Below are 12,219 nucleotides of genomic sequence, written 5' to 3'. Positions count from 1 at the left end.
TCGGTGGCCATGCGGCGCGGCGCCCGATCCCCTGGCGGAGGGAGAACCATGGGTCACCCCGACTGGGTCAGTGTGTCGATGCCGTACGTCCAGCCGAGAGCAGACGGCGAGCCTGAGTCGTGGAGTGCGGAGGCGAGCCGGCACGGTGGTGTCGGCACCCAGCGGCTGCTGGATGTCGCCGAGGTCGTGCCGCCAGCCGAGGTGGCCGAGGCGCTGCGGGTCGAGGATGGCGCGACAGTCGTGGTACGGCGGAGACTGATGTTGCTGGATGACCACCCGGTGGAGCTGACCGACTCGTACTATCCAGCGGCGATCGCCCGGGGAACCGGGCTCGCCGAGCGTCGGAAGATCCGGGGCGGGGCGGTCGGCCTACTCGCCGAACTCGGCCACCGGGCGCGACATGTCCGCGAGGATGTCTGTGCGCGCCGGCCGACCGAGGAGGAACGCGCGGCGCTCGCCCTGCCGGCGGGCGACTGGGTGCTCGAACTCACCCGGCTACTCAGGACGGAAGCCGGCCTGCCGATCGAGTTCAGCGTGATGACAATGGTGGCCGAGCGGCGTCGCCTCCGGTACCAACTGATGATCGACTAGCCTCGATCTTCACGGTGGGCGGTGCTCGGCGATCTCCGGGCAGCCGTCCCGGCGGGCCTGCTCGGCGAACGCCGGATAGGTGACCGTGGCCTTCTGTTCCTCACCGGCGATCGAGTCCGCCAGGTTCTCCGCGTTGCTGCCGACGAACCCGATCAGCCGGGCCTCGGCGGCGAAGTGGTCGTACGGCTCGGCCCGGGTACCGGGATCGACCTCGACCGCCCGGGGCGCCGCGCCGACCGGGGCGACCAAACCGAGCCCCAGTGTCGCGCTCACCACCATGAATCGCCATGCCTCTGGCTGTGCTCATCGTCGTCTCCCGGACGGCTCGCGGATCATCGCGGTGGTGTACCGGTTCCGCACCCGCCTACGCCCCCGGCGACTCCCGATCCACTCCGTCTTCAGGAAGTCGGACTATCGGATCGGGGCTGACACCGCGACTACCAGGAAACCGAGTGGATCATAGAGCGGCGGTCGAGGCCGATCAGGGCCGAAGCGGGTGCCGGTGTCGGGTCGGCGGGACAGCCCGCCCTCGTGTGCTGGCACAGACGGTGCAGCTCGACAGGCGGCGAGTTGGAGGTCTGCCGAGAGGTCCGCTACGACTGTCGGCCAACCGGCGATACGACGAAAGTGGCCACAACGAATACGTTGTGGCCACTGCATGTTCGATGTGGGGCCGACCCCTCGTGGTCGGCCCCACCCGGCGACGAACGACGCGACGAGCGACGCGGTCAGCCGACCGGGGCGGGGTAGCCCCGACCGTGCTCGGCCTGCAACCGCATCATGGCGTGCTCGACCACGGTCACCAGTACCCGCTTGACCGAGTCGCGGTGCCGCGCATCGGTCATGATCAGCGGTACGTGCGGCGCGATCGCCAGCGCCTCACGTACCTCCTCCAGGTCGTAGCGGGGTGCGCCGTCGAAGGCGTTCAACGCCACCACGTACGGCAGTTTCCGGTTCTCGAAGTAGTCCAGCGGCGCGAACGCGTCGGTGATCCGGCGGGTGTCGACCAGCACGGCGGCACCGACGGCACCCCGGATGATCTCGTCCCACATGAACCAGAACCGGGTCTGTCCGGGCGTACCGAAGAGGTACAGGATCAGGTCCTGGGCCATGGTGATCCGGCCGAAGTCCATGGCGACCGTGGTGGTCTCCTTGCCCGGGACCTTGGACGGGTCGTCGATGCCCACCCCGGCGGCCGTCATCACCGCCTCGGTGGTCAGCGGAGTGATCTCCGAGACCGCGCCGACGAGTGTCGTCTTACCCACGCCGAAGCCGCCCGCAACCACGATCTTGGCGGAGGTGATCCCCCGGTTGCGTTGCGCCCTGGCCGGGTCATAGCCTGCGAAGTCCACTCAACACCCTCTCAAGCAGTTCCATCCGCTCCTCGTACGCCTCAGCGGGAGCGGAACTGTGCAACGTCAGCAGGCTGTCGGCCACCATGTCGGCGACCAGCACCCGGGCGACACCCAGCGGGAGGCGGGTGTACGCAGCGATCTCCGCCAGCGACTGGGCTCGGCCTTCACAGATCGTGGCGATGCGGTGCTTGTCGTGCCCGGCGAACCGGGACTCCGCCACCGCCGCGTTGGTCGCGGTGAGCACCGCTTCGAGCGCGATGTCCTGGCGTGGTTCGGTCCGGCCGCGGGTGACCGCGTACGGCCTCACCAGCGCCCCACGCGGATCGTCACGCCGATGTGGATCGTCACGTCTGTCCATAACACGATCACCTCCTTCTCCAGCAGTTACCGCCAGCGGTGGGCATCACCGGGCGGTGGTGTCCACAACTAGCGCGTCACGGCCTCACGCGGCAGCGGCGAGAGTGCCGCCCCGACCCGCTCGACCAGCAGCGCCATCTCGTACCCGACCTGACCGACGTCGCAGCTGCGGGCCGCGAGGACGGCCATCGACGAGCCGTCGCTGATGGACATCAGGAAGAGGTACCCGCTGTCCATCTCGATGACGGTCTGGAGCACGCCACCCGCGCTGAACATGCGGGCCGCGCCGTCGGTCAGGCTGACCACGCCGGACGCGATCGCGGCGAGCTGGTCGGCCCGGTCCGTCGGCAGGTCCCGGGAGGAGGCGAGAAGCAGCCCGTCGGCGGAGACCGCCACCACGTGTGCGATCCCGGCCACGCTGTCGGCGAAGTTGCTGAGCAGCCAACCCATGTCCTGCATCACAGCTGGCCTGTTCATCGACTCGTCTCCTTGTTTGAGGTGCTGTTCGGGTCACTGCCGGTCGGGCCGCCGGTGAGGTCACCGCCGGCCGAACGGCCGCGCTGCACCCCACGGTGGTATGCCGACAGCAGACCCCGTACTTCGTCCGGCGTACGCCGGCTGCGGTCCCGGTTGACCTTGGTCTCGACTCCACCGGGTACCAGTTGGGCCTGTGGCTGCCGCTTCGGCAGGCCGGACCGGGTGGTCCCGGTGACGGCCGGCTCGGCGGCCCGGGTGGCCCGGGCCCAGCCCTCGTCGGCGGCGGTACGCCACGCCTCGTTGCCGGCCGGGCCGGCAGCCGCCGGGGCGCGTTCCGGGGTTGGGGCGGCGGTGGGCTGCGCCGGAGCCGGAGCAGTCGGCTGGGGCTGGGGCTGCGCCTGCGGCTGGGGCTGTACCGGCACCTGCATTCCCGGGTACGACGAGGTCGGGGCGTTGGTTCCGCTCGACTCACCCGGCGAGCGGGTGGGCAGCGGCGGGCGGCCCGGCGTGACCATGGCGCCGGGCACGGTGGCACCCGGCTGGTAACCGGCGACGGGCTGGCTGGCCGCCGGCACCGGCGGCTTCTCCGGCTCGATCGGCGGCATGGTGAAGATGGCCGTCGAGTCGTTGCCGTGCGAGCGGAACCAGACGGCCTCCATCTCGCGGAAGATCGGTGCCTCGACCGGCTCGTCCGGACGGCGTACCCCGGGGGCGGAGGCGGCGGCCATCCCGGCCACCGGACCCGCCGGCAGGCCACCGCCCTGGGGCAGCTGCGGCGCCGGCGGCTGCGGCTGCGGTGGCGGCGGGGTGTACGGGACGAGCGGCTGGGTCGCCACCCCCGGCGAACGCTTGGGCAGCGATCCTACCGCCGGGTACGCCATGGTCGGCGAGCCGAGGTTGGGGTCCCCGGTCGTCGTCAGCGGGGTGGTCGGGCCGGTCAACCCGCTCGGACCGCCCACCCCGGTGCCCGGGGCCGGGCTGTTGGCCGGGGCGAACAGGTTCGGAGTGGTCTGCCCGGCGCTGCTGTCGTTGCGGGCGTCGGTCCGGGCGGACGACGGGGTGGGCCCGCCGAAGTTCGTCAGCGCGGCCGGGTTGGTCAGGCCGGTCTGCGGGTTCGGCCCGGACGGCCCGCTCAGCGCGGGGTACCCGGCGGTGGCCGATCCGGCGTTCACCGTGAACGCGTTGTCGCGCGAGTCGACCCGCTCCTGCCAGGACTGCGACGTGCCGGGGGTGTCGGTACGCCACTGGTCGGGCAGCGTGGCGGTCCGGGAGGCCGGTGCCATCGGCTCGGTGAAGGTGGCCGGCGCGGGCGACGGCGGGCCGGCCGGGGCCGACTCGACCGGCAGCGGCTGACGGCGGGTCCGCGGCTGCTCCAGACCACGGGGCTGCGGGAGTACCACGGTCGCGTTGGGCAGGGTCACCTGCGCGACGGTGCCCCCCTCGACGTTGCGGCGCAGCTCGACCCGGATGTTGTACCGGGCGGCGAGCTTGCTGACCACCGCCAGACCCATCAGCCGGAACGCGGCGACGTCCACCGTGGCGGCTGCCGCGAGCCGCCGGTTGAGCGAGTCGAGCTGCTCGTCGGTCAGCCCGAGACCACGGTCCTCGATCTGGATGAGCACGTAGTCGCGGATCCGCCGGGCGTCCGCCACCACGGTGGTAGTCGGCGGGGAGAACCGGGTCGCGTTGTCGAGTAGCTCGGCGACGAGCCGTACCACGTCGTTGACCGCGTGCGCGGCGACCGAGATGTCGGTGTCGACCGTGCCGAACTCGATGCGGTTGTAGAGCTCCACCTCGGACTGGGCGGCGCGCAGCACGTCGACCAGGAGGGCGTCGTCCCGCCGCGGTGCGGCCGAGTCGGCGCCGGCAAGGACCAGCAGGTTCTCGTCGTTACGGCGCATCCGGGTGGCCAGGTGGTCGAGCTCGAAGAGCTTGGCGAGGCGCTTCGGGTCCTCCTCACCACGCTCGATCATGTCGAGCTCACCGATCATCCGGTCGACCAGCGTCTGACTACGCCGGGCCAGGTTGAGGAACATCGCCGAGACGCTGGTCCGCAGGGCGGCCTGCTCGGCCGCGATCCGTACCGCCTCCCGGTGTACGACGTTGAACGCGAGCGCGACCTGCCCGACCTCGTCCCGGTTGGTGAGCTTGATCGGGTCCCGGACCTGCCGGACGATCTCGTCCACACCGCCGTCGCCGACACTGCCGACGTTCTGCAGCCGGGCGACCGCGTCGGGCAGGTCGTGGTTGGCCACCGAGAGGGCACCCTCCCGGAGCCGCCGCAGCGAGTGGTTGAGCGACCGGGCCAGCACCACGGCCAGCACGATGGCGACGATCAGCACGAGCAGGACCAGCACGGACTCGACGATGGCCTGCTGGATCACCTCCGCGCGGGCCTGGTCGGCGTCGGCCAGCAGCTGGTTCTGGAGCTGGATCTCGGCCCAACGCATCAGGTCGTTGACCGCGCCGATGGCGGTGGCCGCGTCCTGGGCGCTGAGCAGTGGCGTGCGCTGCCCGACCGAGCGGGTCACGTCGGTGGCGACGCGGTCGGCGAGTACCACCGCGTCACCGGTGACGGTCCGGTTGACCAGGGCCTGCTGCTGCGCGTCACCGGCGAGCGCGAAGGCCAGCAGTGCCTCCTGCTGACTGGTCAGGGTGGCCACGAAGGAGGAGAACTGTTCCTCGTCGAGCTGACCGGAGGAGAGCGCGGCGAAGACCACCGCCTCCTCCTCGGCGGTCGCTGCCTTGGCCCGGGCGAATGCGGCGACCGCGCGCCGGGCGTCGGCGAGGCTGTCGTCACCGGGGAGCTGGCCGAGCGACTCGCCGTACGAGACCAGGTCGGTCAGGATCACGCCGTAGCGCAGGACCGCCTCGGCGACCGGCATCTGCTCCCGGTCCAGCACCTCCTGACGGGTGCTGTTCAGGGTGGCCAGGTGGTCGTCGATGGTGCGCAGCCGGTCCCGGACGGCGGACGGCACCTCGCCGAGCGCCCGGCGCTCCTGGTTGTACTCGGTGATCCGCTCGTCGGTCCGGCGGACCACCAGGTTGTACGCGTCCGGCTTGGCCTGCGTCCCGGCGAGGAACTGCGCGGCGGCCATCCGTTCCTTCTGGACGTCCTGGGCCAGCGCGGAAATGTCGACGGAGAGCGCGGTGAGGGCACGCACCTGGGTGGCGTCGAGGGCGCCCTGACCGACGGCGACGAGCCGGATGGCGGCGAGCGCGACGACGGCGGCAACGGGCACGACCAGGATCAGCGCGAGCTTGGACCGGATCCGGGCGTCCTGGAGCCGGGGTAGCCGCCTACGCCGGTTCCGCTCCTCCTGCGGGCCGCTCTCGGGCACGGTCGTAGGTCCGGTGCTCACGACATCGCCTCCGTCGTTTCTTCCACGCCCGACCCGCCGAACCGCGCCTGATGCAGCGGACAGCGCCGCGCGCGGCACGGGCGCGATTTCATCAGAACGGATCGACTTTGGGAAGTCGCAGTGAGGCAGGAAACGGCTGGACAGCACGCAACCATTGATCTGGTCAATGAATACCTTCATTTCCCCAAGGCCCTGAGCAGGGCATTATCCCCAGAGTGTTCGCTTGTATCTGCAAAGTGAGCGTTTGCAAACATCTGTCGTTGCCAGCATGTGGGATGAAGATCCCGAAACGTTGCAAGGTCCTCGCTTGACCGGGGCGCCCGCCATTGGCAAGGTTTTCCAGGCTTCGCGCACACCGTACGGCAGACCACTACCGTCCTTCTACCGAGGACGGACCAAGCCGCGGTGACCGGGCAGTCGCCCGCGCGCCGCGCATCTGGAGGACTGAGTTGAGCCCCATCCGCTCCGCGACAATCGCGGCGCTCGCATCGGCTGTCCTGGCCACCACGCTCACCGGCTGCCAGTTCGGCGCGGAGGAACAGGATGCCAGCCCCATCGTGATCGGCGCTGACCTGGAGCTCTCCGGCTCTGCGGCGCCCATCGGCCGGGCGTACCAGCGCGCCCTGGAACTCAAGGTCGAGCAGCTTAACGAGTCCGGCGCGCTGGGCGCCCGGAAGATCGACCTCAGGGTCAAGGACAACCGTTCCGACCCGGCCGAGTCGCTGCGCAACATCGACGACTTCGCCGAGGAGGACGCCGTCACCGCGGTCATCATGGGCAGTTGCAACGCCTGCGCGGTCGGCGCGGCCAAGACGGTCAGCGACCGGAAGGTCCCGACCATCGCCCTGGCCCCGGCCGGCGCGGTGGCCAGTCCGGTGGTCGATCGCCGCTACATGTTCAAGCTCGCGCCGAACGCGGCCGACACCGCCGCCGTACTCGCCGCCGACCTCAAGCGGCAGCGCATCAAGAAGGTCGCCCTGCTGCACAGCGACGACGACTACGGCCGGGAGGGCCTGCAGAGCCTCACCGCCGAACTGGCCAAGGCCCAGATCAAGCTCACCGGCTCACAGTCGGCCAAGGCCACCGACACCGACCTGAGCGGACCGGTCCGCAAGCTGGTCGACGAAAACCCGGGCGCCCTGATCGTCTGGACCCCGGCCGAGCAGGCCCGGCTGGTACACGCCGGCGCCGAGCAGGCCAAGTTCACCGGACCGTTGTTCCTGGACGCGGCCGCCGCCGGTGACCTGTTCATGGGGGGCGGGCACCACGCGACCAACAACACCACGCTGATCTTCACTCAGACGATGGTCATCGATGATGTGATTGCTACCACCCCCGCCAAGGCGGCCCGCCGGCAGTGGTTCCGGGACTACACCGCCCGGTTCGGCGGGTACTACGGCTTCTCCTCGTTCGCCGCTGACGCGGTCCAGCTCATCGTGGACGCCGTGGGCCGCTCCGGTACGGGCGTGGACCGCGACGGCGTACGCAGCGTGCTCGAAACCTCCCAGATGGACGGCCTCTCCGGTCCGATCCGGATCACCCCGGACAACCACTCGGGCCTCATGCCGCAGGCCCTGACCACCCTGGTGTCCCGGGGCGGTCGCTGGCGGCTCGCCGGCTGACAGATGTAAGCAAGGGCCCCTTCCTATCGTTTTCGGTATAGGAAGGGGCCCTTCTTAACGCCTCAGCCACGCTCGCCTCAGCCACGCTCGCCTCCGCGGCGCACGCCTCAGCGCGCCTCGGCCGCGCGACCTCACCGGGCCGAGGTGGTCTCCCGGACCCACGGCAGTGCCCGCCGCTCCACCAGCACCAGCAGGAAGTAGAGCAGGATGCTCATCAGCGCGATCAGGATGATCGCCGCCCAGGCGGTGGCGCTGTCCCCCACCCCGCTGGTCTGCACGATCACATAGCCGAGGCCGCCCTCGCCGGCCTGGAACTCGCCGATGACCGCGCCGATCGCCGCGAGCGGCATCGCCACCTTCAGTCCGACGAAGATCTGCGGCAGGGCGGCGGGCAGCCGTACCTTGCGGAACGCCTGCCACCGGGACGCGGACAGCGACCGGACCAACTCGGCCAGGTCGGCCGGGGTCGAGGTCAGCCCGGTCGCCGTGGAGAGCACGATCGGAAAGAAGCAGAGCAGGAACACCATGGTCAGGATCGGCTTCTGACCCCAGCCGAGGGCCACCACGAGCAGCGGGCCGAGCGCAATCTTCGGTACCGCGTTCACCGCGACCAGCAGCGGGGAGAACATCCGCTCGACCACCCGGGAGGCGGCGAGCGAGAGCCCGATCAGGACGCCCGCCACGGTGGAGAGCAGGAAACCGATCAGCGTCTCCAGGGTGGTGGCCCAGGTGTGCTCCAGCAACCGGGCCGGTGCGGCGGTGAACGCGGCCAGCACCGCCTCGGGCGTCGGTAGCACCAACGGGTGGACCAGTTCCAACCCGGAGGTGAGTAGCCACCAGGCCGTCAGGGCGACCAGCAGTCCGGCCGCCGGCAGCAGCGCGTTGCCGGCACTCCGGCCGACCGCCGCCCGCCGTCCGGGGGTCGAGGCCCGCGCCGGGTCCGTGGGTGCGGCAGCCGGTTGTCGGGTACGGGTCAGCGTCATCTCATTCTCCTCGGATCGACCGGCTGTCGCCGGTGCCGAAGCCGGTGCGCCCCGCCGGACAGCCGGCGGGGCGCAGTGTACGGGTTGATTGGCCGGTCAGGCCTTCGGCGCGAGGTTGAAGTCGATGATCCGCTCTGGGGTCATGCCCTGCGGCAGTGCACCGGCGCCCTGGAGGATCGCGATGCTCTTGGCGACGCGGCCGGCGTCCAGGGTGCCGATCGCGGTACCGGTGTTGCTGGACCGCACGTACGCGGCCATCAGCTCCAGTTCGGCGGCGGCGGCGAGCGGGTTGGCGGCGTCGACGTTCTTCTTCAGGATCTCGCCGGCCTCCTTGGGGTTGGTCAGGCTGTACTCCAGGCCCTTGAGCAGGGCGGCGGAGAAGCGCTTGACCATGTCCGGCTTCTCCTTGGCCAGCTTGGCCGAGGTGATCAGCACGTTGCCGTAGAGGTCGGTCATCACGTCGCTGTACGGCAGCAGGACCGCCTTCTTCCTGGTCACCGCCTCGATGGTCGGCTTACCCACCACGAACTGGCCGATGCCGTCCACACTGCCGGAGGCGAGGGTGCCCATCAGGGTCGTCGCGTCGCCGTTGACCCAGGTCACCTTGGCCGGGTCGACGCCGGCCAGCTTGGCGTACGTGGGGAAGAGGTTGCGCACCACGGAGCTGGCCGTGTCGGCGAGCTTCTTGCCCTCCAGGTCCTTCGGGGTGGTGATGCCCTTGTCCTCGGTGGTCGCGATCGCGGCCATGGTGCGCTGCTGGATGGCGGCCACCGCGACGAAGTCCTTGGCCTGCCCGTTGCCCATCTGGAGCAGACCGCCGGTGAGGTCGATCGGGCCGAACTGCGCCTTGTCCGCCACGATGTTCTGGATAACCGTGCCGGTACCCTGTCCGGCCTGGATCTCCACATCGAAGCCGGCTTCCTTGAAGAAGCCCTTCTCCTTCGCCACCCAGGCGTACGAGTCACGGCCGAAGTTGCCAAAGGAGGTGAGGTACGTCACCTTTTCCAGGCCGCCATCGCCGCCCTTGTCCCCGCTATCCGAGTCACTGCTGCAACCCGCCACGAACGCAAGACCCAGTGCCAGGGTCGCGGCGGCGATCGTGCGGGTGAGCCTGTTAATTTGCACCTTTTGTCCTTTCCGACCGCGGGCTGCGCGCCTACGGAGGGGTTCGTCGAATCAGGACGGTGCCGGAGGAGAGGGGTGGGAACCCGGCACCGCCACTGTGTGGAATCCTTCGCGGGCACAGCGTACGAGAAGATCACGTTTGCGACACAAGGCGTGTTGGGTTGCGGAACGGAAACAACTTTGCATGGGCACCCGTAGGCAACCCCGATTCACGTTCCGGTTAACCTGGCCGGATCTGTAGATCGCCTGTGGATGGAGAGCCCCCGGATGATCCGACTATCGGGCGTGTCCAGGACGTTCACCGGACGTTCGGGCACCGTGGAGGCCCTGCGCGGGATCGACCTGGACGTTGCCGAGGGCGAGTTCGTCGCGATCCTGGGGCGCTCCGGGTGCGGTAAGTCCACCCTGCTGCGGCTGATCGCCGGTCTGCTGCCGGTCACCGGTGGGGAGATCACCGTCGCGGGTAAGCGGGTGGCCGGGTCCCGGCAGGACATCGCGATGCTCTTCCAGCGTCCGGCCCTGCTGCCCTGGCGGTCCGTACTGGACAATGTGCTGCTCCCGGTGGAGATCTTCGGCTGGCGCAAGGCCGACCACCGGGACCGGGCGGTCCAGTTGCTGGAGCTGGCCGGGCTGGCCGGCTTCGAGAAGCGGCTGCCGCACGAGCTGTCCGGCGGTATGCAGCAGCGGGTGTCGCTGTGCCGGTCGCTGATCGGGCAGCCCCGGGTGATGCTGATGGACGAGCCGTTCTCCGCCCTCGACGCGCTGACCCGGGAGGAACTCTCCGGCGAGTTGCAGCGGGTGCACATGGAGAACGAGTCCACCATCGTCTTCGTCACCCACTCCATCGACGAGGCGGTGCTGCTCGCCGACCGGGTGGTCGTACTCAGCCCCCGCCCCGGCCGGATCCGCCAGATCGTGGACATCGACATCCCCCGACCACGTACCCTCGGGCGCAACGCACACCTGGAAGAGGTGGCCCGGTGCAGCGCCGACCTGCACGAGCTGCTGATGGAGCGGGACGCGCCCGTCGGTACCGGAAGCTTGTGACGTGCGGGTCTGCGTCTTCACCGAGCCGCACCGCGGCGCCAGCTACGACGACCAGCTCCGGTTCGCCCGCGCCGCCGAGGACGGCGGCTTCGAGGGTTTCCTCCGCGCCGACCACTACCAGTCGATGGGGGACGACCCGGGGCTGCCCGGCCCCACCGACGCCTGGCTGACGCTGGCCGCCCTGGCCCGGGAAACCTCCCGGATCCGACTGGGCACCCTGGTCACCTCGGCCACCTTCCGGCTGCCCGGCCCACTCGCCATGCTGGTCGCCCAGGTGGACCAGATGAGCGGCGGCCGGGTCGAGCTGGGCATCGGCGCCGGCTGGTACGAGCGGGAGCACACGTCGTACGGCATCCCGTTCCCACCCGTGCAGGAACGATTCGACCGGCTGGCCGAGCAGCTTGAGATCATCACCGGGCTGTGGCGTACCCCAGCCGGGGCGGGCTTCAGCTTCACCGGCGCGCACTACCGGCTGGTCGACGCGCCCGCGCTGCCGAAACCGGTGCAGGTGCCCGGACCGCCGATCATCGTGGGCGGTCGTGGCCCGAAGCGCACCCCGGAACTGGCCGCCCGCTTCGCGGACGAGTTCAACATGCCGTTCAAGGGTGTGGCCGAGACGGCGCAGGCGTACGACCGGGTGACCGAGGCCGCGGACCGGTTCGGCCGGACCGGGAGCGGTCGTACGCCGCTGACCCTCTCCGCCGGGATCGTGGTGGCCATCGGCCGCAGCGACGCCGAGGCGCAGCGGCGGGCGGCACCGCTGCACGTCCGCAGCGCCCTGCCACCCGAGGACCCGGTGATCGGCTCGCCCACCCAGCTCGTCGACCGGATCGGCGAGTTCGCTACGGTCGGCACCACCCGGGTTCACCTGCGGCTGATCGACCTCGCCGATCTCGACCACCTGGAGCTGATCGCCAGCGACGTGCTCCCCCAACTGGCGGGGGTGTGATGAGCGAGTTGTCCGTCGATCTGGAACTCGGCCCGGTCGGCCAGGAGATCGTCTACGAGAACGACCGGGTCCGGGTGTGGCACATCCGGCTCGAACCGGGCGGGCAGCAGCCGCTGCACCGGCACGAGCACCCCTACCTGGTGATCGCGGTCCAGGGCGCGAAGAACGTCGTACAGACCATCGATGGAACCCGGATCGACGCGGACGAGCCGACCGGCGGGGTCGTCTACCGTGACCCCGGCGCCGTGCACATGCTCACCAACGTCGGCGACACGACCTACCTGGCCCGGCTGGTCGAGCTGCTTTGAGCGGTGGGTCAGCCAAGGGTGGCGGGCGGTGCGGACGGGCCGT

General features: G+C 70.2%; 12 protein-coding genes. 5 read left to right on the top strand and 7 right to left on the bottom strand.

Features of this window, described 5'->3' with window-relative positions:
• Window positions 1-48 precede the first annotated feature (48 nt).
• Entirely contained in the window at window positions 49-591 is a 543-nt protein-coding gene (locus V6U90_RS03505; protein WP_334431067.1) for a GntR family transcriptional regulator, read from the top strand.
• A 9-nt stretch (window positions 592-600) separates the two neighbouring features.
• Here the strand turns inward: V6U90_RS03505 and V6U90_RS03500 are convergent, their stop codons facing one another.
• From V6U90_RS03500 to V6U90_RS03480, 5 genes are all read right to left on the bottom strand, one after another.
• Window positions 601-864, bottom strand: coding sequence for a hypothetical protein (locus tag V6U90_RS03500; protein ID WP_334431066.1), 264 nt, complete (start codon window positions 862-864; stop codon window positions 601-603).
• Between the two features lie 455 nt (window positions 865-1,319).
• Window positions 1,320-1,943 (bottom strand): GTP-binding protein, encoded by a 624-nt coding sequence (locus tag V6U90_RS03495; protein ID WP_208810921.1) that lies wholly within the window; start codon window positions 1,941-1,943, stop codon window positions 1,320-1,322.
• Window positions 1,924-2,304, bottom strand: a complete 381-nt coding sequence (locus tag V6U90_RS03490; RefSeq protein WP_334431065.1) for a DUF742 domain-containing protein — start codon at window positions 2,302-2,304, stop codon at window positions 1,924-1,926. The genes V6U90_RS03495 and V6U90_RS03490 overlap by 20 nt, the downstream gene beginning before the upstream one ends.
• Window positions 2,305-2,372: 68 nt before the next feature.
• A complete protein-coding gene (locus V6U90_RS03485) occupies window positions 2,373-2,780 on the bottom strand; it encodes a roadblock/LC7 domain-containing protein (RefSeq protein WP_208810919.1) in 408 nt (135 codons plus the stop codon).
• Complete coding sequence (locus V6U90_RS03480) at window positions 2,777-6,142, bottom strand: sensor histidine kinase (RefSeq protein ID WP_334431064.1); 3,366 nt, start codon at window positions 6,140-6,142, stop codon at window positions 2,777-2,779. The genes V6U90_RS03485 and V6U90_RS03480 overlap by 4 nt, the downstream gene beginning before the upstream one ends.
• A 449-nt stretch (window positions 6,143-6,591) precedes the next feature.
• On the opposite strand from V6U90_RS03480, the gene V6U90_RS03475 reads away from it, so the two are divergent.
• The gene (locus tag V6U90_RS03475) at window positions 6,592-7,764 is read left to right on the top strand and encodes an ABC transporter substrate-binding protein (RefSeq protein ID WP_334431063.1); all 1,173 of its coding nucleotides are present in this window, start codon (window positions 6,592-6,594) and stop codon (window positions 7,762-7,764) included.
• A 131-nt stretch (window positions 7,765-7,895) separates the two neighbouring features.
• On the opposite strand, the gene V6U90_RS03470 is transcribed toward V6U90_RS03475, so the two are convergent.
• Both V6U90_RS03470 and V6U90_RS03465 read right to left on the bottom strand, forming a co-directional pair.
• Window positions 7,896-8,747, bottom strand: coding sequence for an ABC transporter permease (locus V6U90_RS03470; RefSeq protein WP_334431062.1), 852 nt, complete (start codon window positions 8,745-8,747; stop codon window positions 7,896-7,898).
• Window positions 8,748-8,843: 96 nt separating this feature from the next.
• Window positions 8,844-9,866: an ABC transporter substrate-binding protein gene (locus V6U90_RS03465; protein ID WP_334431183.1), complete on the bottom strand. Its 1,023-nt coding sequence runs from the start codon at window positions 9,864-9,866 to the stop codon at window positions 8,844-8,846.
• Window positions 9,867-10,139: 273 nt separating this feature from the next.
• Here V6U90_RS03465 and V6U90_RS03460 point away from each other — a divergent pair, with 273 nt between their 5' ends.
• The 3 genes from V6U90_RS03460 to V6U90_RS03450 are packed head-to-tail and all read left to right on the top strand — an operon-like array spanning window position 10,140 to window position 12,176.
• Complete coding sequence (locus tag V6U90_RS03460) at window positions 10,140-10,919, top strand: ABC transporter ATP-binding protein (RefSeq protein ID WP_334431061.1); 780 nt, start codon at window positions 10,140-10,142, stop codon at window positions 10,917-10,919.
• 1 nt (window position 10,920) lies between these two features.
• Window positions 10,921-11,868, top strand: a complete 948-nt coding sequence (locus V6U90_RS03455) for an LLM class F420-dependent oxidoreductase (RefSeq protein ID WP_334431060.1) — start codon at window positions 10,921-10,923, stop codon at window positions 11,866-11,868.
• Entirely contained in the window at window positions 11,868-12,176 is a 309-nt protein-coding gene (locus V6U90_RS03450; RefSeq protein ID WP_334431059.1) for a cupin, read from the top strand. The genes V6U90_RS03455 and V6U90_RS03450 overlap by 1 nt, the downstream gene beginning before the upstream one ends.
• The last annotated feature ends 43 nt before the right edge of the window (window positions 12,177-12,219 follow it).

Origin of the sequence: Micromonospora sp. CPCC 206060 (genome assembly GCF_036906895.1) — a bacterium.
Taxonomy (GTDB): Bacteria; Actinomycetota; Actinomycetes; order Mycobacteriales; family Micromonosporaceae; genus Micromonospora.
The sequence above is the reverse complement of the archived record's forward strand: the minus strand, read 5'-3'. Positions and strand labels throughout refer to the sequence as shown.